The sequence below is a fragment of the Achromobacter sp. genome (assembly GCF_049647645.1).
GTDB lineage: Bacteria > Pseudomonadota > Gammaproteobacteria > Burkholderiales > Burkholderiaceae_B > Achromobacter.
This window is the reverse complement of record NZ_JBARYB010000209.1, coordinates 195,595-217,632: the sequence shown is the minus strand read 5'-3', so window position 1 is coordinate 217,632 and position 22,038 is coordinate 195,595. Positions and strand designations below refer to the sequence as shown.

Below are 22,038 nucleotides of genomic sequence, written 5' to 3'. Positions count from 1 at the left end.
GACCGCGCGGCAGGTGACGTCTACTGTCTGCCGTTCTCAATCGCCAGCTGCTGCCGATACTCCGCGCCCGTGCGCATCCTTACATACTCCGCATATCGCTGGCGGTACTTCAGGCTGAACACGTCAGGCTCCTGCGCCCCGCGATAGAGGTCCGCCATGCCCGAGCGCTTCCACAGGTTCAGGTCGGCGCGCACTTCCGCGCGCGTCTTGGATGCGGTCGCCGGCCGGGAAGGCGGGTAGTCCAGCTCGCCGTAGGTGACCAGGCCGGCGGCCTTGGCGCGTTGCAGTTCGTCGGCAACCTGGGCGCTGGTCTTGCCCGCTTGAGAGGGCGCGATGGCGGGCGGGTAGTCCAGTTCACCGTATGTGACCTGGCCGGCATTCCTCGCCTGCTCCAGTTCAAGCCTGACCTGTTCGCGGGTCTTCGGCTCGGCCTGGACAGCCGGGGCCGCTGCGGCAACGGAAATGGCAAGGATCAACAGGGTCAGACGATTCATAATTTCTCCATGGAACGTGGTCCGGCAGTCTCAACAATCCAGGGGAGGCAGATGGCCTCCCTGAGGCCGGCGCCCTTGAAAGCCGCTGTTTTGGCTGGCTTTCAAGCGGCATGGAGAAATTCTAGGGAGCGGGGGCGGACAGAATCCGGACAGGCGGATTAGCTTTCTGTAATGTCCGCCGCCGCGATGCTGAAGCCTATGGTGGTGGTCCGGTTCGCCGATCTGGCGTAGCTGCGGCCGCCGTGCATGCGGGCGATGGCGGCGACGATGGCCAGCCCCAGCCCATGGTGGTTGGCGTCGAACTCGCGCGAGCTGTCGCTGCGGTAGAAGCGATAGAAAAGCCGCGGCAGATGCTCTTGCGGTATCGGCTCGCCCGCGTTGTGCACGGAGACCAGGATGACGCCGGCGGCGTCGCGCGCGATTTCGACTTCGATCACGCTGTCCGCGGCGGCATAACGCACCGCATTGGAAACCAGGTTCGACACGGCCCGCTGGAACAGCCTGCGGTCGACCAGGGCCGGCGCGTCGCCGGCCACGGCTATCTCAACGCCTGCGTCCAGGGCTTCGGCCTCGTGGTACTGCGTGACCTCCTGAACGATGGCGGCCAGGCTGTCCTGCCAGCTGCCTCGGGCCTGCGCGCCGCGGTCGGCTTGCGACAGGAACAACATGTCGTTGACGATGCTGGAGAGGCGCTGCAGTTCCTCGAGGTTGGAGCCCAGCGTTTCCAGCAAGGCCTGCGGCGACGGGCGCGTGCTCAGCGCCAGCTCGGTCTCGCCGATCAGCGTCGCCAGCGGCGTGCGCATCTCGTGGGCGACGTCGGCGTTGAACCCTTCCATCTGCACGTAGGCGCGCTCCAGCCGCTGCAGCACCGCGTTGAACTGGCGCACCAGCGGCCGGATCTCGCAGGGTTGGCCGCTTTCGTCCAGGCGTTCGCCGATGCGGTCCGGGGACAGCTGCGCCGCCTGCTTGCCCAGCGCGTCCAGCGGCGCAAGCCCGCGGCGCACCAGCAGCGTGCCGACCGCCGCCACGACGATGGCGCCGGCCAGGGCGCAGGCGAACAGGGTCCAGGCCAGGGCCTTGCGCAGCAGGATGTCGCTGGAGATGTCCAGCACCAGTTCCGCGTTCATGGCGTCGCCGGGCGCGCCGGGGAAGGGCAGCGTGAAGGCGATGCGCCGTTCATGGCGGAAGTCGTTGTCGCCGGCGATGGGGCTGCCGTAGTAGACCTTTTCGCCGTCTATTTCCAGCACCAGCGAGAAGTCAGGGCGTCCGTAGAAGAAGTCGCTCAGCTTGTGGCGCAGGCGGGTGGAATCCTGGCTGGCGGCGTTTTCCTCGACCAGGTGCCGCACGACCTCGACCTTCTGCTGCAGCAGGGCTTCCTGGCGGCTGGCCAGGTTCAGGTTGGTCGCGTAATAGACCGCCACGCATACCAGGCCGAGCGCGATGAAAGTCTGGATCGCCAGCCAGCGCGACAGCCAGCGGTGCAGCGATTTGGGGCGCTGCCCGGCCATCAGTCGCTCCGCGGTTCCAGCACGTAGCCCATGCCGCGCACGGTATGCAGCAGCTTCTTTTCGAAGGGTTCGTCGACCTTGCCGCGCAGGCGGCGGATCGCGACCTCGACCACGTTGGTGTTGCTGTTGAAGTTGATGTCCCACACCTGTTCGGCCAGCTCCAGCCGCGACAGGACTTCCCCCTGCTTGCGCATCAGCAGGGCCAGCAAGGTGAATTCCTTGGCGGTCAGATCCAGCCGCACGCCGTCGCGGCTGGCGCGCCGGCGCAGCAGGTCCAGTTCCAGCCCGTCGATGCGCAGCACGTTCTGGGCGATGGTTTCGGTCTGGCCGTGGCCGCTGCGCCGGCCCAGCGCCAGCACCCGGGCCAGCAGTTCCGACAAGGCAAACGGTTTGGCCAGGTAGTCGTCGGCGCCATCGCGCAGGCCCTTGACCCGGTCTTCGAGCTTGTCGCGCGCGGTCAGCATCAGGACGGGGACGCGGCTGGTCTTGCGGATCTCGGCCAGCACGGAGAATCCGTCCATGGCGGGCAGCATCACGTCCAGCAGGACGAGATCGTATTGGCTTTCACGGACCAGATGGAGTCCGGTGACGCCGTCCAGGGCCACGTCGACCACGTAGTTGTGTTCGGTTAGCGCTCGCCGCAAGTACTCGGCGAGTTTTTTTTCGTCTTCGATTACGAGTACTTTCATATCAGCAGAATAAAAAGAGTGCGCGGAAGTCCTCGGATCCTGCGTCCTATTCTAGGCGGAATCGTCGCAGGCGAAGAAAACGCAAACAGGGCGGCCCAGCCGCCCTGCGCACGCCGGCAGGCGCGGGACGCGTCCGCCACGGGGCCGGGTTCAGCCCGGGGTGTAGATCGCGTCCAGGCGGGCGCGTTCAGCCGGCGTCATGGCTTCGATTTCCGCCATGGCGTCCGCGCGGGTGCGGGAGGTGCCTTGCTTGACCCAGCCCGGCTTGGCGGCGTTCAGATTGGTCAGGAACCACTGCTTCGGGTCGGACTTGGCCACGGCCAGCTCGGTCTTCACTTCTTCGCGGGTCTTGCCGCCAGCGGCATGATCCGGCGCGATGGCGTAGCCGATCTCGGTGTTGGTCTGGTGCCAGGTGTTCGAAGCGCTGGCGGCAAAGGGAAAGGCCAACACGGAACCCAGGGCGAGGGCGGCGGAAAGGGTTTGGATCTTCATGGATATCTCCTAGGTTGAGCGCGGCGCCGACGACGGTGTCGCGGCCGGTGCATACACGCTGTTTGTGTAGCGACGGTGACACTCTACGGACGCATGTCCGTCAATTCACGAACTCCCTGATTACGTTTTCGTAAGGCCCGTGAACCTTACGGAAATGTCATTTTTCTGTCGGTCGATTGACGCGCCCGCCTGGATACATTGCCGGCTCGCACCTTCCTTGGTTGAACCATGCATGTATCTGCCTTGCCGCTGACCCTGGCGGCCCTGATGATCGCCGCGTCCGCGTCCGCCCAGGACGCAAGCGCGGCTCGCACTCCCGTACCCGTTGAACAGAGCCAGGCAGGCGCCGTGCTGACGCTGGAGCGTGCCTTGGCCGCGGCGCTGGAACGCAATCCTGGATTTGCCGCAGCGAAGAATGAGGCCGCGGCGACCGAAGGCCTGCTGACGCAGGCGGGCGTGCTGCCCAATCCGTCTGTCGACGTCAGCGTGGACGATACGAAATCGGCTACGCGCACCACCACCGCCATGCTGAACATGCCTTTGGAGACCGGCGGCAAGCGGGCCGCCCGGGTCAAGGCGGCAGGCCTGTCCCGGGACCTGGCGCGCCAGGACGTGGCGGGCACGCGGGCCGGCTTGCGGGCGGCGGTGATTGCGGCCTTCTTCGACGTGGCGGTGGCGCAGGAATCCGTGCGCGTGACGCGCGGCACCGTGGATATCGCCAGCGGCGCCTTGCGGCTGGCCGAGAGGCGCGTGGCTGCGGGCAAGGCGCCGCCGCTGGAAGGCAGCAAGGCCCAGGTCGCGCTGGCCAATGCACGCATCGAGGCGCGCGGAGCCGAGGCGGCGTTGCAGGGCGCGCGCCGCAAGCTCGGCCTGCTGTGGGGCGAGGCCGAGCCCGGTTTCGCCAGCGTGGGCGGAGATTTGCAGGCGCTGCCGGAGCGGGCGCCCATAGACGAGTTGCGCGCCGGCCTGGCCGCAACGCCCAGGATGCGGGGCGGCAAGCTCGCCGTCGATCTGGGGCAGGCGCAGCTGGAAGTCGAGAAGAGCAAGCGCTATCCGGACATCACCTTGAGCGCGGGCGTGGCCCGCGACAACGAAGCAGGCCGCAACAAGGCCCAGCTCGGCGTTTCCATTCCCTTGCCGATCTTCGACCGGAACCAGGGCAATGTCTACGCCGCCACCATGCAGGCCTACAAGGCGCAGGACCAGTACCGCGAGCTGGAGTCCGGCCTGATGGGTGAACTGCTGCAGGCCGTGACCCGTTTCGATCTGGCGGTGGGCTCCGCGCGCGAGTACCGCACCGCGGTGCTGCCGGGCGCTACCCAGGCCTATGACGCCGCGCGCAAGGGCTTCGAAGCAGGGAAGTTCGGCTTCCTGGAGGTGCTGGACGCGCAGCGCACCCTGTCGGACGGAAACATTGCCTACCTGACGGTGTTGGCATCCGTGTACCAGGCTTCCGCGGATATCGACCGCATTCTCGGACGTTGAAACGAGCACAAGAAATGGCAAAACACAAAAACAAGCAACCCCCCATGATGTGGACCGCGGCGAGCCTGTGCGCGGCGCTGCTGCTGGCGCCCGCGTACCCCGTGCTGGCGGCGGGCGAAGCGGATCACGGGCATGCCGAGACGGAGCAAGGCGCGGAGGCTGCGAAGGAACAGGAAAAAATCGCCCTGACGCCCGAGCAGATCGCGGTGGCCGGCATCAAGTCCGAAGTCGCTGCGCCGGCCGCGCTGGCGACGTCCGTACAGTTCCCGGGCGAGATCAAGTTCAATGCGGACCGCACTGCGCACGTGGTGCCGCGCATGGCCGGCGTGGTGCAAAGCGTGTCGGCGGACCTGGGTCAACAGGTCAAAAAGGGCGAGCTGCTGGCGACTTTGTCCAGTTCGGCGCTGTCCGAGCTGCGCAGCGAATGGCTGGCCGCGGCCAAGCGGCGCGATCTTGCCGCCCAGACCCACAGGCGCGAACTGCGCCTGTGGCAGGAAAAGGTATCCGCCGAACAGGACTACCAGGCGGCCCGCACCGCGCTGCAGGAGGCCGATATCGCCGTGCAGAACGCGGAGCAGAAGCTACGCACGGTAGGCGCCGAGCCGCGTTCCAAGGACCTGGGCAGCCTGGAGATCCGCGCGCCCTTCGACGGCGTGGTGGTCGAAAAGCACATTGCGCTGGGCGAAGCCCTGCCCGACAACGCCAGCATCTTCACCTTGTCTGACCTGCGCACGGTGTGGGCCGAATTCGTGATCGCGCCCAAGGACCTGCAGGATGTGCGCGTCGGCGAAGCGGCCAGCGTGAGCTCCGCCGCCTTCGCCGGCAAGGCGGAAGGCACGGTCTCATACATCGGCTCGCTGCTGGGCCAGCAGACGCGCACGGCCACCGCCCGGGTCACGCTGGAGAATCCGGACATGGCCTGGCGTCCCGGGCTGTTTGTCTCGGTCGACGTGGTGACCCGGATGTCCGACGCCGCGGTGACGGTGGCGGCCGACGCGGTCCAGACCGTCGACAACGAGCCCACCGTGTTCGTGGAAGTGCCGGGCGGCTTTCTGGTGCAGCCGGTGAAACTGGGCAAGGCGTCGGACGACCGGGTCGAGGTGCTGTCGGGACTTGCGCCCGGCATGCGCTATGCGGTCGAGAACACCTTTGTCCTCAAGTCGGAGCTGGGCAAGGCCGGCGCCGAGCACGCGCACTGAGCCGGGGCGGAACATGTTTGAACGCTTGATCCGTTTCGCCATCGAACAACGCTGGCTGGTGCTGTTCGTCACACTGGGCATGGCCGCCATCGGCGTCTACAACTATTCCCGGCTCGCCATCGACGCCGTGCCGGACATCACCAACGTGCAGGTCCAGATCAACGCCGGCGCGCCGGGCTATTCGCCGCTGGAAACCGAGCAGCGCGTCACCTATCCGATCGAGACGGTGATGGCCGGCCTGCCGGGGTTGCAGCAGACGCGGTCGTTGTCGCGCTATGGCCTGTCGCAGGTGACGGTCATCTTCAAGGACGGCACCGACATCTATTTCGCCCGCCAGCTGGTGAACCAGCGCCTGCAGGAAGCGAAGGAAAACCTGCCCGAGGGCGTGACGCCCATGATGGGGCCGATATCCTCGGGCCTGGGCGAGATCTATCTGTGGACGGTGGAGGCGCGGGACGACGCCCGCAAGCCAGACGGTTCGGCCTACACCCCCATGGACCTGCGCGAGATCCAGGACTGGATCATCAAGCCGCAGCTGCGCAACATCCCTGGAGTCACCGAGATCAACGCCATTGGCGGCTACGCCAAGGAATACCAGGTGGCGCCCAGTACCGAGAAGCTTGCCTCCTACGGGCTGGCGCTGACCGACATCATGACCGCGCTGGAACGGAACAACGCCAATATCGGCGCGGGCTACATCGAGCGCAAGGGCGAGCAGTACCTGATCCGGGCGCCCGGACAGGTCAAGTCCATGGACGACATCCGCGACGTGGTGCTGGCGACGGTGGAGGGCCAGGCGATCCGGATACGCGACGTGGCCGAGGTTTCCATCGGCCGTGAACTGCGCACGGGCGCGGCGACCAGCAACGGCGAGGAAGTGGTGCTGGGCACGGTGTTCATGCTGATAGGCGAGAACAGCCGCGCGGTGTCTCAGGCCGTCTCGGTCAAGCTGGAGGCCATCAACAAATCGCTGCCGGCCGGCGTGCAGGCCGTGACGGTCTACGACCGCACCAACCTGATCGACAAGGCCATCGCCACGGTCAAGAAGAACCTGCTGGAAGGCGCGGCGCTGGTCATCGTCATCCTGTTCGTGTTCCTGGGGAACATCCGCGCGGCGCTGATCACGGCCATGATCATCCCGCTGTCCATGCTGTTCACCTTCACCGGCATGGTGACCTACAAGGTCAGCGCCAACCTGATGAGCCTGGGCGCGCTGGACTTCGGCATCATCGTCGACGGCGCGGTGGTCATCGTGGAGAACTGCGTGCGGCGCCTGAGCCATGCGCGGGCGCACCATGGCAGGCCGCTGACGCGCAGCGAACGCTTCCATGAGGTTTTCGCGGCAGCGCGCGAGGCGCGGCGGCCGCTGCTGTTCGGCCAGTTGATCATCATGGTGGTGTATCTGCCCATCTTCGCGCTCAGCGGGGTGGAAGGGCGCATGTTCCATCCCATGGCCCTGACCGTGGTGCTGGCGCTGCTGGGGGCGATGATCCTGTCGGTGACCTTCGTTCCGGCCGCGGTGGCGCTGTTCATGGGGAACAATGTCTCCGAGAAAGAAAATCGTCTGATGGCATGGGCCAAGCGCCGCTACGAGCCCTTGCTTGAAGTGGCGCTGCGCCGCACGCCGCTGATTCTGGCTGGCGCAACCGTTTTCGTGGTGTTGAGCGGGGTGCTGGCGGCGCGCATGGGCAGCGAGTTCATCCCCAACCTGAACGAAGGCGACATGGCGATCCAGGCGCTGCGGATCCCGGGCACCAGCCTGACGCAGTCGGTCGAGATGCAGAAGCAGCTGGAGACCCGGCTGAAGCAGAAGTTCCCGGAGATCGAGCGCATGTTTGCGCGCACCGGCACCGCGGAGATCGCCTCCGACGCCATGCCGCCCAGCATTTCCGACGGCTACATCATGCTCAAGCCGATCGACCAGTGGCCCAGTCCCAGGAAGACTCGCGCCGAATTGCTGGCGGCGATCCAGGAGGAGGCCAACCAGGTTCCCGGCAACAACTATGAGTTCTCCCAGCCCATCCAGCTGCGCTTCAACGAGCTGATCTCCGGCGTGCGCAGCGACGTGGCGGTGAAAGTGTTCGGCGACGACAACGACGTGCTGAACCGCACGGCGACCGAGATTGCCGAAGTCCTGCAGACCATACCGGGCGCCTCGGAAGTGAAGGTGGAGCAGACCACCGGCCTGCCCATGCTCACGGTCAACGTCGACCGGGCACGCGCCGCGCGCTACGGTTTGAGCATGGCGGACGTGCAGGACACCCTGGCTATTGCCGTGGGCGGCCGCGAGGCGGGCACTTTCTTCCAGGGCGATCGGCGCTTCGACATCGTGGTGCGCCTGCCCGAGGCCGTGCGCGAGAACCTGGCGGCGCTGAAGAAGTTGCCCGTGGCCCTGCCCAGGCAAGAAGGTCAGGCGCAAGCGGCCTACATCCCGTTGAGCGAGGTCGCCACTTTCGACCTGGCGCCGGGGCCCAACCAGATCTCGCGCGAGGACGGCAAGCGCCGCATCGTGGTCAGCGCCAACGTGCGGGGCCGCGACCTGGGCTCGTTCGTGTCCGAGGCTACCGCGGCCATCGAACAAAAGGTGCAGGTGCCTGCCGGCTACTGGACGTCCTGGGGCGGCACCTTCGAGCAGCTGCAATCCGCGGCCAAGCGCCTGCAGATCGTGGTGCCGGCGGCCCTGCTGCTGGTATTCGTGCTGCTGTTCGCGATGTTCGGCAACGTCAAGGACGGGCTGCTGGTGTTCACCGGCATTCCCTTTGCGCTGACCGGCGGCGTGATCTCCCTGTGGCTGCGCGGCATTCCGCTCTCCATCACCGCGGCGGTGGGCTTCATCGCGCTGTGCGGGGTGGCGGTGCTGAACGGCCTGGTCATGCTGTCGTTCATCAGCAGCCTGCGCGAAGAGGGCAAGTCGGTGGCCGAAGCCGTGCGTATCGGGGCGCTGACGCGCCTGCGTCCGGTGCTGATGACGGCGCTGGTGGCCTCGCTGGGCTTCGTGCCGATGGCGATCGCCACCGGCACGGGCGCCGAGGTGCAGCGCCCGCTTGCTACCGTGGTGATCGGCGGCATCATTTCTTCCACCATCCTCACGTTGCTGGTGTTGCCGGCCCTGTACCGCCTGGCGCACAGGAATGACGACGCCGACGAACTTGAACTGTCGAAACCGGCGCTTGCCCGGGAATAGGCCCGACAGAGAGGCGATCCGATGAATGCCAGACCCGAAATCGACATCGCGGCGCTAAGCGTAGCCAGCCCGATACAGCTGTCCGTCATCATTCCCTTCCTCAATGAGCGGGAGGTGCTGCCGGCCTGCCACCAGCGCCTGCGGCGGGTACTGAAGGCGCTGGGCATGCCGTACGAGATCGTGTTTGTCGACGACGGCAGCAGCGACGGCAGCGCCGAGTACTTGCAGGCGTTGCTGCGCGACGAGCGCGGCATCAAGCTGGTCCGGCTGAGCCGGAACTTCGGCAAGGAGGCGGCGATGACGGCGGGGATAGAACATGCGGCTGGCGCCGCGGTCATCATGCTGGACGCCGATCTGCAGGATCCGCCGGAGGCCATCCCCGAGATGGTCCGCGCCTGGAAGGAGGGCGCGGACGTGGTCAGCATGCGGCGCCGCAGCCGCGCGGGCGAGAGCGTCCTGAAGCGGCTCTCCGCCTATGCCTACTACCGTCTGTTGAGTCGGCTGAGCAAGGCCGCGATCCCGCCCGATACCGGCGACTTCCGGCTGATGAGCCGGCGCGCCGTGACGGCGCTGATGCAGCTGCCCGAACGGTGCCGCTACATGAAAGGGCTGTACGCCTGGGTGGGCATGCCGACCCGCATCATCGACTACGACCGCGAGCCGCGCGCCGCCGGCACCACCAAATGGAGCTACCTGGCGCTGTTCCGCCTGGCGATGGAAGGCATCACTTCGTTCTCCACCGCGCCCTTGCGCTGGGCGACGGGGCTAGGTGCGGTCGCGGCCCTGGGCGGCGCGGTGTTCGGCGCCGGCATCATCTTCAAGACCTTGATGTTTGGCGATGACGTTGCGGGCTATCCGTCGCTGATGGCGATGATGACCTTCATGGGCGGCGTGCAGCTCATCACCATCGGCCTGCTGGGCGAATACGTGGGCAAGACCTACATGGAAAGCAAGCAGCGGCCTGTCTATCTGGTGCGCGACGTCCAGCACAGCGGTTCCGCGGGCGTGACGGCATCGGGCTACGGGAGGGATGCAGCTTGCAGCTGAGCGCCCGGGCGGTGGCCGCCGGCCTGGCGGCGATATTGGGCGTGCGCCTGCTGGCGATGGTCCTGGCGCCGTTCGCCGACACGTCCGAGCCGCGCTACGCGGAGATCGCCAGGCTGATGGCGGAAAGCGGCGATTGGATCACGCCCTGGTTCGCGCCGGGCGTGCCGTTCTGGGGCAAGCCGCCGCTGGGATTCTGGGCCGAGGCGCTGTCGATCCGGCTGCTGGGCTTGAGCGAATTCAGCATCAGGTTGCCGTCACTGCTGGCCACGGCGGCGACGCTCGCCATTCTTTATGCGCTGGGCCGCCGTCTGTACACGGTGCAGGCCGCCAGATGGGCCGTGCTGGCGTATGCCTCCATGTTCCTGCCCCTGGTCGCGGCCGGCGCGGTGCTGACCGATCCATTCCTTGCCCTGGGCGTCACGCTCAGCATGGCGTCATTCGCCCTGGCCCGCGGGCCAGCGGCGGGATTATGGCGCTACGGTTTCTTCCTGGGGCTGGCCATCGGCCTCTTGTCCAAGGGGCCGCTGGCCGCCGTGCTGGTGGCGGGCGCCATCGTGCCGTGGATGCTCTGGCAGGGGACCGTCCGGGCCGACCTGCGGCGCCTGCCGTGGGCGGCGGGGACCATCATGATGGCCGTCCTGGTCCTGCCCTGGTATGTGGCGGCGGAAATCAAGACGCCGGGCTTCATCCAATACTTCATCGTCGGTGAACACTTCCTGCGTTTCGTCGATGCGGGCTGGAGCGGGGACCTCTACGGTTCCGCGCACAGAAGGCCTTACGGCGCCATCTGGCTGGACGGCCTTGTGGCATCGCTGCCCTGGGGGCTGTTCGGCGTCTGGCTGCTTGCGCGCCGCTGGCGCGGCTGCGGACCCGCGGCGCAGGCCAGGAGATGGCTGCGCCGTCCACGCTGGACCTACCTGCTGGCCTGGGGGGCGGCCACGCCGGTCTTCTTCACCTTGTCGGGCAACATCCTGTGGACCTATGCGCTGCCAGCCTTGCCGCCGCTGGCCCTGGCGATAGGCGTGTGCCTGAGCCGCGCCCGCGCTTCTGGGCCGGGCCGTGCCGCGCTGGCCTGCATGGCGGTGGCCCCGATTGCGGTGGCCGTCTTCTGCGCCATGCTGCAGGTCAACCCGGAACGGCTCAAGACGGAAAAGCAGCTGGTCGCCCGGGCCTATGCGTTGATGGCGTCCAACGAAAAGTTCTACTTCGTCGACAGCCTGCCGTTCTCGGCGCGCTACTACTCGCGCGGACAGGCTGGACTGGTGCCATTGGACGGTGTCGCGACTGTGTTGCCCCGCGAGAGCGGCAGGGTCTTCCTGGCGGTGGAAAAAGCGGATTTGCCGCGAGTGCGCGAGCAACTGGGCGCGATGCTGGAGCCCGTCTACTCGAGCCGGCGCTATCTCTTGCTGATCGCCGGGCCGCAAGCGCCGCCCTAGGGCGTGCAAGTTTGGGCGGTCACGCAGGCGGCCGTATGCGCCGCGTGATCCGATAGCCTGAAATGCGCATCGCCGCCGGAAGCGGCGGCGATGCTTGGCACGTCGCGCCCGGCCAGGCCGGGCTGGGCTCAGAAGCCCACGGCCTGCCCGTCCCGGCGCGAGTCCGAGGCGGCCGCGTAGCCGCCTTGCGGCAGGCGGCAGATCAGCTGCGCGGAGCCGAACTCCAGGCTGTCTGCCGGAGCCACCGCGACGTTATGGCCGCGCGCGCGCAACGCGTCGACCACGTCCGCGGGCAGATGCGATTCCACGTTGACCACCGGGCCTTTTTCGACGCGGAAGCGCGGCGCGTCGCTCATGGCCTGCGGGTTCTGGCCGAACGCCGCCAGGCGCGTGATCATCTGCAGATGGCCCTGGGCCTGCATCGATCCGCCCATGACGCCGAACGACATCAGCGGCTGGCCGCCGCGCGTCACGAACGCGGGGATGATGGTGTGCATCGGCTTCTTGCGCGGCGCGACCTGGTTGGCGTGGCCGGGCGTGAGCACGAAGTTCAGGCCGCGGTTGTGCAGGCTGATGCCGGTGTCGGGCACCACCACGCCGGAACCGAAGCCGTGGTAGTTGGACTGGATGAAGGACACCATGGTGCCGCTGGCGTCGGCCGCGGTCAGGTACACGGTGCCGCCGGTGGCGGGCGTGCCTGCGACCGGCACGCTGGCGCGGTCCATGGAGATCTGGCGCGCGCGTTCGGCCAGGTAGGCGCGGTCCAGCAGGGCGGCGGCGCTGGTGCGCATGTGGCGCGGATCGGCGACGTGGTGGTGCAGGTCGGCGAAAGCCAGCTTCATCGCTTCGATGCTGACGTGGTAGTAGTCCGCGCTGTCGCGGCCCATGCTTTCCAGGTCGAACTGTTCCAGCATGCCCAGCGCCATCAGCGCCGAGATGCCCTGGCCGCTGGGCGGGATCTCGTGCAGCTCATAGCCGCGGAACGATTGCGAGATCGGCGTGACCCATTCGGGGCGGTGCTCGTCCAGGTCCTGGGCGCTGAGCGCGCCGCCGGTCTGGCTGGCGAAATCGGCAATCTTCTGGGCGAGCTCGCCGCGGTAGAAGCTCTCGCCGCCGCTTTCGGCGATGGCGCGCAGCGTCTTGCCCTGCGCGGGAAAGCGCCACCATTCGCCGGCCTGAGGCGCGCGGCCCTCGGGCAGGAAGGCGGCGGCGAAGCCCGGCTCCTGCGCCAGCTTGGGCGCCTGCGTCGCCCACTGGCGGGCGATGGTGGGCGATACCGCGAACCCGTCCTCGGCATAGGCGATGGCGGGCTCGAACAACTGCGCGAAAGGCAGCTTGCCGAAGCGTTCCGACAAGGCCTTCCAGCCCGCGACCTGGCCCGGCACGGTCACCGTGCCCCAGCCGGTGCCGGGCATGGCGTCGCGTCCGGCGAAGTACTCCGGCGTCCATGCGGCGGGCGCGCAGCCGCTGGAGTTCAGGCCGTGCAGTTGGCCGTCATGCCAGACCAGCGCGAACATGTCGCCGCCGATGCCGTTCATGACGGGTTCGACCACCGTCAGCGCGATGGCGGTGGCGATGGCGCTGTCCACGGCATTGCCGCCGGCCAGCAGCATGCGCAGCCCGGCTTGCGCCGCCAGCGGCTGGCTGGTCGCGACCGCATTGGCGGCCAGGACCGGCATTTTCCGGGAGGCGTAGGGGAAAGACCAATCGAAGGGTAAAGACATGGATGCGGGAACTCGTGATGAAAATTACTGGGGCGTGATGCCGGCCTGATCGATCAGCTGCTTGGTGCGCGGGATTTCGGCCTTGATGAAAGCGGCGAACTCCTCGCGGCTGCCGCCACGGGGCTCCGCGCCGGCTTCCGCGAGCTTACTGCGCAGCGCCGGATCGGCAAGCACTTTGTTGACGGCGCGGTTGAGCTTGTCGAGCACCGGGGCGGGCGTGCCCTCGGGGGCGACCAGGCCATACCACGGCGCGATGTCGTAGCCGGCGTAGCCCTGTTCGGCGATGGTGGGGATCTCCGGCGCCAGCGCCGAACGCTTGGCGTTGGACATGCCCAGCGCCAGCAGCGCGCCGCTCTTGGCCTGGGGCAGGCCGGTCATGATGGTATCGAAGTACATCGAGACCTGGCCGCTGAGCAGCGCCGGGATGGCTTCGCCCGCGCCCTTGTAGGGCACGTGCAGGATGTCGATGCCGGCCACGGACTTGAGCATTTCGCCGGCCATGTGGGAGGTGGTGCCAGTGCCGAACGAGGCATAGGTCAGCTTGCCCGGGTTGGCGCGGGCGTAGGCCACCATCTCCGGCAGGGTCTTGAACGGTTGCGACGGGTTGGCCAAGAGGATGTTGGGCGTGTAGGCCACCATCGACACCAGCGCGAAGGCGTCGGGGTCGTATGCCAGGCGCTTCTGCAAAAAGCGGTTGGTGACGATGGCGGCGGGGCCGCCCATCAGCAGCGTGTAGCCGTCGGGCGTGGCGCGCGCGACCGAGGCGCTGCCGATGGCGGCTGCGGCGCCCGGACGGGCCTCGACGACGAAGGGTTGTCCCAGTTCCGTCGACAGCGCGGCGCCCAGCTGGCGCGAAATCAGGTCAGTGGCGGAACCCGCCTGGAAGGGCACGACGATGCGCACGGGATGCTGCGGCCAGTCGGTCGCCTGGGCGCCGGCCTGGGCGGCGAAGGCCATGGCGGCGGCGCCTGCCAGCGCCCGGATGAGACGAAACTTCATGAATTCCCCTTGATCGCGTTATGGAGTGCGTGCAGGGATTAGACGCAAGCGGACGATCCAGGACTATTGGTATTTGCATCCATGGATCACTGGATCCAATTTGTGTTATTTTTGCGGTTATCTATCATGGCGGCTTCGTGGAGCCTGTGCGAGGCTCCTTTTAGTGTTGACTGGCCCTAACCCTGGATCCCCAATGCTGCAATTCCAGAAGACAGCGATCAGCGCCGAGGACGAGGCGTACCTGCACCTGCAGCGTGAAATCCGCCTGGGCCGCTACGCACCCGGCCAGCGCCTGGTGCCCGAGGTGGTCGCGGCCGAGATCGGCACCAGCCGCATGCCGGTGCGGGGCGCGCTGCGCCGGCTGGCCTCCGAAGGGCTGGTCGAGATCCGCGCCAACCGCGGCGCGGTAGTGCGCGGCCTGAACCAGCAGGAAATGCTGGAAGTGTTCGAAATGCGCTCCGTGCTGGAAGGCCTGGCCATGCGCAACGCAGTGCTGCACATGGGCGCCGAGCACATCCGCCGCTTGTCGCTGCTGCTGGAGCAGCTGGAGCAGGGGCCGGGCGAACACCTGGACTGGATAACGGCGCACCGCGAATTCCACGAATACCTATGCAGCTTCTGCCAGCAGCCGCGCCTGCTGCGCCAGATCTCCGAACTGCATTCCGTGGTCGAACCCTATATGCGCCTGTGGGTGGCGCAACCCGGCCGCGTCCTGCGGGTGCGCGAATCGCACCAGGAATTGATCGCCGCGCTGCAAACCCGCGACCCGGCGCGCTGCGAGGCCGCAATGCGCCAGCATGTGCTGAATACCGTGCCGGCCTTGCAGGCGTTCCTGGAACAGGCTGGCTAGGGCGTCGAGGCTTCCGGTTGCGTGACTCGGTCTGCGAGTAGGTCTGGCGAGCTGCGCCGTGCTCGGCCATCTAGCTGTTGAGAACTCGCTTCAGCTCGTCAAAAAATGAAGCGATGGTATGGCCCCAGAGTTTTGGATCGAAGCTTCCCCATCGTTTCGCAAAGGCGTCTGCAGCGTCCGTGCCATGGTGACTCATGAACTTGTTCATTTCAGCGCATGCCAGAAGGATTCGCCTCTGATCCACTGCCCGCCTGTAGGACGTAGCGATTTCCTCGATCGTATCGCCGGATAGATCGAAATCCTCATTGAAATAGGCCCAAAAGAGTTGGTCGAGCTCCGGGTATTTTTCTTGCGTCGTCGTCATTGGGTGGCTAAGTAGGCAGTTAAAACGAAGTACGGCATGCCGTTGTATGTTTGCTTCTTAAGCGCGACCCTGACTACTGTCCCTTCGACTACAGTAGTCGCCCCTCGTACGAGCACAACACCCAGATTTCCGGAGGCGGGGCCGCTCAAGCCCAGTTTGTCGCCATTATGGGCTGACGCGGCCCATGTCGCCACCGTCTGAGATTGACGGCGCATTAGCGCGTTTACGGCCTGCTCTGCCGCCGCAATGGAATGAAAAGTCGAGGCGGCAGGAAGGCGTGGCTCTGCCCGCAACCGTGCCTCAAGGAATGCCTTTGTCTTTTCAACATGTTTTGCAAGCGTGTGCCCGCCGACTCCGCCGAGAATGCTGGCTTCATGCCTCGACAGCGATATCCGCCCGGCGATAACACTCGATACCCGTGCAGCTTTTACCGCACCCGCAAACCCCACGGGCACCGCTATCTCGACTGCCAAGCCCAGCGTCCGGCCTGAGCCGGGTGTCGCACCATGCTTCGTGGCAAGCTCGGTGAGACCCCTCGCCGTCAGAGATTGCGCTTGCTGGCCCGTCCACATTTGGTACAGACCGGTTGTTGCCGTATCTGAACCGTGGGCACCAAGCAGTACGCAACCGGCCTTGGTCAGGCCGGTTGGCTCAGGCACTACACAAAGTGCAGCGCCGCCGACCATTTCGGCCAAGCCCGCCACCAGCGTAAGGCCACCCCACATTCGATTCGAAAGAGTCGCTTCATTGCCAATCGACTCGCCATGCAGGATCGCAGCCAACTGCACGGGTGTAAGCGCAATGCTGACGCCTGAGTCTTCGGTCATTCGTTCGCCCCATCTAATGACAGAACGTCGAATGTCTCGAAAATCCAAAGGTTCGTCGATCAGGCTTGTCCGATTGTCCGGATGGAATCGCTCCCAATAGATACGAAACCGATGTTCTTGACGCCTGGCGAGGCTGGCAATGGCTCCGCGACGTCGGTCAGATCTTGTTCGACCTGACCTTGGCGGCTTTCTTGCGTCCGAACTTGACCTCGCTGGCCAGCACCCCCGCCACGATCAGGCCGGCGCCCACCAGCGCCAGCGCCGGCAGCCGGTCGCCGGCCAGGCGTCCCACGATGCCGCCCCACACGGGCTCGCCCGCATAGATGACGGTGGCGCGGGTTGGCGACACCGACTTCTGCGCCCAGTTCATGGTCAGCTGGATGATCGCGCTGGCCAGCCCCAGGCCGATGGCGGCGCCGGCCCATAGCCACGAGAATTCGGGTACTGCTTCGCCCATCACGGGCATCAACGCGAATGACACCAGGCCGGCCGTCAGCAACTGCACGAAGGTGACGCGGCGGCTGTCGACCTTCTTGGCGTAGTGGCCGATCAGGATGATCTCGGCGGCGATCGCCGCGGCCCCGGCCAGCGTCGCGGCTTCGCCCGCGCTGAAGTTCAGGGCGCCGGCTTGCGGGCCGGCCAGCAGGATCAGGCCGGCGAAGGCCAGCGTCACGCCCACCCAGCTCATCAGGCCGGGCGGCTTTTTCAGCACGGCCCACTGCAACAGCGGCACGATGGGCACGTACATTGCCGTGATGAAGGCGGACTGGCTGCTGGTGATGGTCTGCAAACCGTAGGTCTGCAGGAAATAGCCCAGGAACAGGGCGCAGCCGATGGCGATGCCCGCGCCGACCTCCTGGCGCGTGATTGCCGCCATGTGCTTGCGGAACATCAGCAGCGCCATCAGTCCGGCGATCGTGAAGCGCACGCCCACGAAGAACAGCGGCCCGCTGTGCTGCATGGCGATGTGGATGATGAGGAAGGTGCTTCCCCACAGCATGGTGACCAGCACCAGGGCGATTTCCTGGCGGGACAGGGCGAACATCGAGGTCTTGGACTTCACGGTCTGCTTCAGGCGCTACGAAATGGTGAGCAATATACAGCGCCTCAAGACACGCTCCACGGCGCGCGTATGCGCGGGGATGCCGATCCGATGACCGCTCACCGAACAGATTTCCGGATTCCGGGCGGAGCAGACATATAGCCAGGAGTAATATGACGCGTCCGGCGGCGTCTGTCCGCCGGCGCCAGCAAGCCGATTCACGCCTCGATCTTCCCGCCCCTGCCGCCAGCGCAGCGCTTGCGCGCCCGCCCGGCGGCGTCAGCGAACCTGGGCGCGCAAGCGGCCATAAGAAGATATCGAGGAGAAGCACAAGTGGAGAAGCAAGAGTCGGGCGGCTGGTATTTCGGCTGGAATATCGTAGGCGCCGCGACGGTACTCACCCTGTTGACCGTCGGCCTGCGCATGGGGGTTGGGCCGTTCTTCCTGCCCATCGCGGAGACGCTGGGCTTCACGCGCAGCACGCTGTCCGCCATCGTCGCGCTCGGCATGCTCTGTTATGGGCTGGCCATGCCGCTGGCGGGTTATCTGGTCGGCACGCGCGGTACCCGCTTCGTACTTCTGACTGGCACCGCCATCGTCGTGTTGTCGATCATCTGGACGGTCTTCGCGCGCGGACCGATCGAATTCCTGCTGTCCTTCGGCGTGGCGCTGTCCATCGGCCTGGGTTTCACCAGTCCGGTGGCGCTGACGCCGGTGATCAGCCGCTGGTTCACGCGCCAGCGCGGCATGGCGCTGTTCTTCCTTTCCACGGGCTCCATGGCCGGCATTGCGCTGATGACGCCGACCCTGACCTTCGCGATTTCGGCCGTGGGCTGGCGGGAGACCCTGCTGGCCTTTGGCGTGCTGTTCGCGCTGCTGACGGTGCCGGCGGCGCTCTTCGTCATGCGTGATGAAGCGCCCGAGCATACCGACCTGCTGCCGCACCAGATCATCGACAAGGCGGGACCGGCCAAGGCCACGGCCAGGCGGCCGGCGCCCAATGTGCGGGCGGCGTTGGGCTCGCTGCCGTTCTGGCAGGTGGCGCTGGGCCTGTTCGCCTGCGGCTTCAGCATGAACCTGCTGGGCACGCATGGCGTGCCCATGCTGATGGACCATGGCTTTGACGCCACCACCAGTTCGCTGGGCATAGGCCTGATTGGCCTGGTCGCCATTTTCAGCACCCTGGTCCTGGGACGCATGTCCGATCAGATCGAACGGCGCGCCATCCTGGCTGCGATCTACCTCGTGCGCGGCTTGGGCTTTTTCGCGCTGGTCATGGTGGGCGCGCATTGGGAACTGTATGCCGCGGCCACCCTGGGCGGCATCGCGTGGGCCGGCAGCATCGCCTTGTCATCGGCCATTCTTGCGGACGTATACGGCGTGCGGCTGGTGGGCGTGCTTTACGGATTGGTCTACCTGGGCCATCAGGTGGGCGGCATGATCAGTTCATGGCTGGGCGGCTGGGCCTACGAGACCTTCGGCACGCATTGGGTGGCCTTCGGGTCAGCGGGCGCGCTGCTGCTGGCCGCGGCCCTGATTTCCTTGCGCCTGCCGGCGCGGGACTTGCCCCGCGCGGTGGCGGCGACCGGGCATTGATCATCGCGGATTGCGGACGCGTTGCCGTCCGCAGCATCCGCCATCGCATCCGTGACGCCGGATGCGATGGCCTCTGAGACCGTCTTAGCGGTCCTTCAGCAGCGACACCAGTTCGGGCACATAGCGCTCGCCGCCGCCCTGCGTGACCGCCTGGTCGAAGGTGTGCTGCACGGCCGCGCCGATTTCCCGCACCGCGCCCGTTTCCGCGGCCATGGTGTTGTAGTAGGACAGGTCCTTTTGCGCGTTCGACATGAAGAACCGCAGCGAAGACGGATCCTGTTCCAGCAAGTACGGCTTGATCCGCTCCAGCGCCACACCGCCGCCGCCGCCCTTGGCCAGCACGTCGGCGAACACCGCCGGATCGATGTCCGCGCGCAGCGCGCAAGCCGCCGCTTCCGACAGCAAGGCGACCACGCCCAGCGACACGTAGTTGTGCAGCAGCTTCATGCGGTGGCCGGCGCCGATCGGGCCGGCATGCGTGATGTTCTCGGCGAAGCAGGCCAGCAGCGGCTTGCATTCCTCGAACAGCGCGGCATCGCCGCCCACCAGCAGGTTGAGCCGGCCTTCGGCGGCTTCCTTGGGGGTGCGCGTCATAGGCGCATCCAGGAAGCGGCCGCCGCATTCCGTCACGGCCTGCGCCACCTTGACGGTGGACGAGGGAATCGCCGTCGAGCAATCGATGATGACCGTGCCAGGCCGCAGGCCGGATAGCACGCCGCCCTCGGACAGCAGCACGGCTTCGACCTGCGGGCTGCCGGTAACGCAGAGGATGATGACGTCAGACCGGGCCGCCAGCGCCGCGCCGTCGGTCACGCTGGCCGCGCCCGCGGCCTTCAGCGCGTCCAGCGGCTGATTGCCCGGATGCTCGAGCACGGTCAGCGCATGACCGTGCTTGACCAGATTGCTTGCAATGCCATGGCCCATGAGGCCGATACCAACCATGCCGACGTTCGCCATCTTCCAATGCTCCTGCCATATATAGGGGTGTTTGTTATGGCGTAAATCTTACTCTGACTTGCGGGGCGTCCGCGCCGCGACCACAGGCACGCGGGAAGCCGTGTCGGCAGCGGTCTTCTTTGCGATACTTGAGGTACTCCCCGTGAAAAAACCAGGCTTGAGCATGACAGACTCCATTCCTTCCGGTTTCGCGCCCTGGCGCCCCAGCAGCCCCTTCATGGAACATCTGGCCGACCTTGGCGCGCTCTACAAGCGGGATGCCGATTGCGTCCTGGCGCTGCGCGTGGGGCAGGCTCACACCAACATGCACGCCATCGCCCATGGCGGCCTGCTTGCCACGCTGGCCGACAGCGCGCTGGGCCACACCATCGCGGAGCAGACGCTGGCCTCGGTGGTCACGGTGCAGATGTCGGTGGAATACCTGAACCCGGTCAAGCCCGGGGATTGGCTCGAAGCCCATGTTCGCATCGACAAGCAGGGCCGCCGGCTGATCTACGCCTCCTGCCTGCTGCAGGTCGAAGGCCGCGTCATGCTCAAGGCCAACGCGGTCTTCGCGGTGCGCGCCGCACCGGCGCCGGCTTCCGACGGTTGAGGCGCGAGTCGGCTACAAATACGGCGTGGCGAGCCAGATCACCTTGTTGCGCAGGCGCTTGGCGAACGGCGCTCTTTGCAGGTTTTCCAATGTTTCGCGCCGGCCTTGCGCGATCAGCCCGTCGACCCGCGCGCCGATCCAGCGCGCCACGCTGGGATCGTAGATTTCGGTGTCCAGCTCGAAGTTCAGCCGCAGGCTGCGCGGGTCAAGATTGGACGAACCCACATAGGCCCAGGCATCGTCCACCGTCATCAGCTTGGAATGGTCGAACGCGCCCTGCGAGCGCCACACCCGGCAGCCCGTGCGCACCACCTGGTCCAGCTGCGCGGTCATGGCGTAGTCCACCAGCCGCAGATTGTTCTTGCCTGGAATCACGATGTCCACCACCACGCCGCGTCGCGCGGCCGTGGCCAGGGCGCCGATCAGCGTCTGGTCGGGCAGGAAGTAGGGCGACTGGATGCGCACATGGCGCTGCGCCACCGCCAGCGCGCCCAGCAGCATATTGTGGGTGCTGCCCAGGGCCCGGTCGGGGCCTGACGGCACGCAGCGCATCGGCACGTCGCCCGTGGGCGGCAGGGCCTCGGGATCGAACCAGGGCTTGGCGGGCAGCGATTCATGCGTGGTGAAGTTCCAGTCGTGCGCAAACACCGACATCAGCTGCGTCACGATCGGCCCTTCCACGCGGAAGTGCGTATCCCGGTTGGTGCCGTCGCCCGCCAGCGCGCTGACAAAGGCCGCCCGCACGTTCATGCCGCCGGTAAAACCCACGCGTCCATCGACCACCAGCACCTTGCGGTGGCTGCGCAGATTGGCATAGGGCATGCGCAGCACGCCCAGCGGATTGGTCATGAAGCGCGCCACCGGCACCCCGCCGCGCGACAGCATGCGGACGATGGGCGGGCGGGAATACTTGGAACCGATGGCATCGATCAGCACCCGCACCTCGACCCCGCGCTCGCGCGCCTCGATCAGCGCCTGCGCCAACTCGCGGCCGATGGCATCGTTGTCGAAGATGTAGCTCTGCATCGCCACCGCGTGGCGCGCTTCGCGGATCGCCTGCAGCATCGCCGGATAGGTCTCGTCGCCGCCGGCCAGCGGCTGCACCGCGTTGCCGCCGAGCAGGCGGAAGCGGCTGACGCGGTCGCCCAGCACCTTCAGCGACGAGAACTGCTGGCCGGAGATCGGCGCCACGTCCACGGGCGCGGTCTCGACCTGCTCCGCGTCCACCACCATCGCCTCGTCGCGCTGCTGCGACAGCCGCGTCTTGCGGATCCGGTTGATGCCGGCCACGAAATAGAACAGCGCCCCGAACAGCGGTGAAAACAGCGCCACCCCCACCCAGCCTATGGCGGCCCGCACGTCCTGTTTGGTCATCGCGGCATGCACCGCCGCGCCCGTCCCGGCCACGATGCTGATGGCAAATACCAGATGGGGCCAATAATCGATCAAGATTGCGTGTATGCGGTCCATGGCGATGGCGTAGGCGCGGCCTCCGTAGATAATCAATGGCGAAGGATAGCAAGGTGGCCCGCGCTGGCAAGTAGGGTAGCGGG

General features: G+C 66.5%; 19 protein-coding genes. 8 read left to right on the top strand and 11 right to left on the bottom strand.

The annotated features are described in order from the left end of the window. Nucleotides 1-20: 20 nt before the first annotated feature. The 4 genes from WBB14_RS24430 to WBB14_RS24415 all read right to left on the bottom strand — a co-directional run bounded on the left by WBB14_RS24430 (nucleotide 21) and on the right by WBB14_RS24415 (nucleotide 3,183). On the bottom strand, nucleotides 21-494 hold the full coding sequence (locus WBB14_RS24430) for a DUF4148 domain-containing protein (protein ID WP_424242051.1): 474 nt from the start codon (nucleotides 492-494) through the stop codon (nucleotides 21-23). Between the two features lie 158 nt (nucleotides 495-652). Beyond that, nucleotides 653-2,002 carry a heavy metal sensor histidine kinase gene (locus tag WBB14_RS24425; RefSeq protein WP_424242050.1) on the bottom strand — a complete coding sequence of 450 codons (1,350 nt, stop codon included), beginning with the start codon at nucleotides 2,000-2,002 and terminating at the stop codon, nucleotides 653-655. Beyond that, nucleotides 2,002-2,691 carry a heavy metal response regulator transcription factor gene (locus WBB14_RS24420; protein ID WP_424242049.1) on the bottom strand — a complete coding sequence of 230 codons (690 nt, stop codon included), beginning with the start codon at nucleotides 2,689-2,691 and terminating at the stop codon, nucleotides 2,002-2,004. Before WBB14_RS24420 ends, WBB14_RS24425 begins: the two co-directional genes overlap by 1 nt. 150 nt (nucleotides 2,692-2,841) lie before the next feature. Continuing rightward, a complete protein-coding gene (locus WBB14_RS24415) occupies nucleotides 2,842-3,183 on the bottom strand; it encodes a DUF4148 domain-containing protein (protein WP_424242048.1) in 342 nt (113 codons plus the stop codon). 228 nt (nucleotides 3,184-3,411) lie between these two features. Between WBB14_RS24415 and WBB14_RS24410 the strand changes: the two genes are divergently transcribed. The 5 genes from WBB14_RS24410 to WBB14_RS24390 are packed head-to-tail and all read left to right on the top strand — an operon-like array spanning nucleotide 3,412 to nucleotide 11,534. Continuing rightward, nucleotides 3,412-4,668, top strand: coding sequence for a TolC family protein (locus WBB14_RS24410; RefSeq protein WP_424242047.1), 1,257 nt, complete (start codon nucleotides 3,412-3,414; stop codon nucleotides 4,666-4,668). A gap of 14 nt (nucleotides 4,669-4,682) precedes the next feature. Next, a complete protein-coding gene (locus tag WBB14_RS24405; protein ID WP_424242046.1) occupies nucleotides 4,683-5,867 on the top strand; it encodes an efflux RND transporter periplasmic adaptor subunit in 1,185 nt (394 codons plus the stop codon). A gap of 13 nt (nucleotides 5,868-5,880) precedes the next feature. After that, nucleotides 5,881-9,051, top strand: coding sequence for a CusA/CzcA family heavy metal efflux RND transporter (locus tag WBB14_RS24400; RefSeq protein ID WP_424242045.1), 3,171 nt, complete (start codon nucleotides 5,881-5,883; stop codon nucleotides 9,049-9,051). 21 nt (nucleotides 9,052-9,072) lie between these two features. Then, nucleotides 9,073-10,098 (top strand): glycosyltransferase family 2 protein, encoded by a 1,026-nt coding sequence (locus tag WBB14_RS24395; protein ID WP_424242044.1) that lies wholly within the window; start codon nucleotides 9,073-9,075, stop codon nucleotides 10,096-10,098. Then, entirely contained in the window at nucleotides 10,089-11,534 is a 1,446-nt protein-coding gene (locus tag WBB14_RS24390) for an ArnT family glycosyltransferase (protein WP_424242043.1), read from the top strand. The genes WBB14_RS24395 and WBB14_RS24390 overlap by 10 nt, the downstream gene beginning before the upstream one ends. A gap of 128 nt (nucleotides 11,535-11,662) precedes the next feature. Here WBB14_RS24390 and ggt read toward each other — a convergent pair whose 3' ends face one another. After that, on the bottom strand, nucleotides 11,663-13,258 hold the full coding sequence (gene ggt / locus WBB14_RS24385) for a gamma-glutamyltransferase (protein ID WP_424242042.1): 1,596 nt from the start codon (nucleotides 13,256-13,258) through the stop codon (nucleotides 11,663-11,665). Between the two features lie 24 nt (nucleotides 13,259-13,282). Continuing rightward, entirely contained in the window at nucleotides 13,283-14,257 is a 975-nt protein-coding gene (locus WBB14_RS24380) for a Bug family tripartite tricarboxylate transporter substrate binding protein (protein ID WP_424242041.1), read from the bottom strand. A 193-nt stretch (nucleotides 14,258-14,450) separates the two neighbouring features. Here WBB14_RS24380 and WBB14_RS24375 point away from each other — a divergent pair, with 193 nt between their 5' ends. Further along, complete coding sequence (locus tag WBB14_RS24375) at nucleotides 14,451-15,107, top strand: GntR family transcriptional regulator (RefSeq protein ID WP_424242040.1); 657 nt, start codon at nucleotides 14,451-14,453, stop codon at nucleotides 15,105-15,107. A gap of 70 nt (nucleotides 15,108-15,177) precedes the next feature. Here WBB14_RS24375 and WBB14_RS24370 read toward each other — a convergent pair whose 3' ends face one another. The 3 genes from WBB14_RS24370 to WBB14_RS24360 all read right to left on the bottom strand — a co-directional run bounded on the left by WBB14_RS24370 (nucleotide 15,178) and on the right by WBB14_RS24360 (nucleotide 17,343). Next, nucleotides 15,178-15,471 carry a contact-dependent growth inhibition system immunity protein gene (locus WBB14_RS24370; RefSeq protein ID WP_424242039.1) on the bottom strand — a complete coding sequence of 98 codons (294 nt, stop codon included), beginning with the start codon at nucleotides 15,469-15,471 and terminating at the stop codon, nucleotides 15,178-15,180. Beyond that, entirely contained in the window at nucleotides 15,468-16,298 is an 831-nt protein-coding gene (locus WBB14_RS24365) for an RNase A-like domain-containing protein (protein WP_424242038.1), read from the bottom strand. The genes WBB14_RS24370 and WBB14_RS24365 overlap by 4 nt, the downstream gene beginning before the upstream one ends. Nucleotides 16,299-16,455: 157 nt before the next feature. Continuing rightward, a complete protein-coding gene (locus WBB14_RS24360; RefSeq protein ID WP_424242060.1) occupies nucleotides 16,456-17,343 on the bottom strand; it encodes a DMT family transporter in 888 nt (295 codons plus the stop codon). Nucleotides 17,344-17,673: 330 nt separating this feature from the next. Here WBB14_RS24360 and WBB14_RS24355 point away from each other — a divergent pair, with 330 nt between their 5' ends. Then, nucleotides 17,674-18,936, top strand: a complete 1,263-nt coding sequence (locus WBB14_RS24355) for an MFS transporter (protein WP_424242037.1) — start codon at nucleotides 17,674-17,676, stop codon at nucleotides 18,934-18,936. Nucleotides 18,937-19,020: 84 nt separating this feature from the next. On the opposite strand, the gene WBB14_RS24350 is transcribed toward WBB14_RS24355, so the two are convergent. Beyond that, on the bottom strand, nucleotides 19,021-19,893 hold the full coding sequence (locus tag WBB14_RS24350) for an NAD(P)-dependent oxidoreductase (protein ID WP_424242036.1): 873 nt from the start codon (nucleotides 19,891-19,893) through the stop codon (nucleotides 19,021-19,023). Between the two features lie 163 nt (nucleotides 19,894-20,056). On the opposite strand from WBB14_RS24350, the gene WBB14_RS24345 reads away from it, so the two are divergent. Then, entirely contained in the window at nucleotides 20,057-20,485 is a 429-nt protein-coding gene (locus WBB14_RS24345; RefSeq protein ID WP_424242035.1) for a PaaI family thioesterase, read from the top strand. A gap of 12 nt (nucleotides 20,486-20,497) precedes the next feature. Here the strand turns inward: WBB14_RS24345 and cls are convergent, their stop codons facing one another. Further along, on the bottom strand, nucleotides 20,498-21,955 hold the full coding sequence (cls, locus tag WBB14_RS24340; protein ID WP_424242034.1) for a cardiolipin synthase: 1,458 nt from the start codon (nucleotides 21,953-21,955) through the stop codon (nucleotides 20,498-20,500). Nucleotides 21,956-22,038 lie beyond the last annotated feature (83 nt).

Coding starts and splice junctions, on each gene's coding strand:
- WBB14_RS24370 (WP_424242039.1), bottom strand. CDS start 15,471: ATGACGACGACGCAAGAAAAATACCCGGAGCTCGACCAACTCTTTTGG.
- WBB14_RS24415 (WP_424242048.1), bottom strand. CDS start 3,183: ATGAAGATCCAAACCCTTTCCGCCGCCCTCGCCCTGGGTTCCGTGTTG.
- ggt (WP_424242042.1), bottom strand. CDS start 13,258: ATGTCTTTACCCTTCGATTGGTCTTTCCCCTACGCCTCCCGGAAAATG.
- WBB14_RS24400 (WP_424242045.1), top strand. CDS start 5,881: ATGTTTGAACGCTTGATCCGTTTCGCCATCGAACAACGCTGGCTGGTG.
- WBB14_RS24430 (WP_424242051.1), bottom strand. CDS start 494: ATGAATCGTCTGACCCTGTTGATCCTTGCCATTTCCGTTGCCGCAGCG.
- WBB14_RS24345 (WP_424242035.1), top strand. CDS start 20,057: ATGACAGACTCCATTCCTTCCGGTTTCGCGCCCTGGCGCCCCAGCAGC.
- WBB14_RS24425 (WP_424242050.1), bottom strand. CDS start 2,002: ATGGCCGGGCAGCGCCCCAAATCGCTGCACCGCTGGCTGTCGCGCTGG.
- WBB14_RS24350 (WP_424242036.1), bottom strand. CDS start 19,893: ATGGCGAACGTCGGCATGGTTGGTATCGGCCTCATGGGCCATGGCATT.
- cls (WP_424242034.1), bottom strand. CDS start 21,955: ATGGACCGCATACACGCAATCTTGATCGATTATTGGCCCCATCTGGTA.
- WBB14_RS24410 (WP_424242047.1), top strand. CDS start 3,412: ATGCATGTATCTGCCTTGCCGCTGACCCTGGCGGCCCTGATGATCGCC.
- WBB14_RS24365 (WP_424242038.1), bottom strand. CDS start 16,298: ATGACCGAAGACTCAGGCGTCAGCATTGCGCTTACACCCGTGCAGTTG.
- WBB14_RS24420 (WP_424242049.1), bottom strand. CDS start 2,691: ATGAAAGTACTCGTAATCGAAGACGAAAAAAAACTCGCCGAGTACTTG.
- WBB14_RS24405 (WP_424242046.1), top strand. CDS start 4,683: ATGGCAAAACACAAAAACAAGCAACCCCCCATGATGTGGACCGCGGCG.
- WBB14_RS24395 (WP_424242044.1), top strand. CDS start 9,073: ATGAATGCCAGACCCGAAATCGACATCGCGGCGCTAAGCGTAGCCAGC.
- WBB14_RS24375 (WP_424242040.1), top strand. CDS start 14,451: ATGCTGCAATTCCAGAAGACAGCGATCAGCGCCGAGGACGAGGCGTAC.
- WBB14_RS24360 (WP_424242060.1), bottom strand. CDS start 17,343: ATGTTCGCCCTGTCCCGCCAGGAAATCGCCCTGGTGCTGGTCACCATG.
- WBB14_RS24380 (WP_424242041.1), bottom strand. CDS start 14,257: ATGAAGTTTCGTCTCATCCGGGCGCTGGCAGGCGCCGCCGCCATGGCC.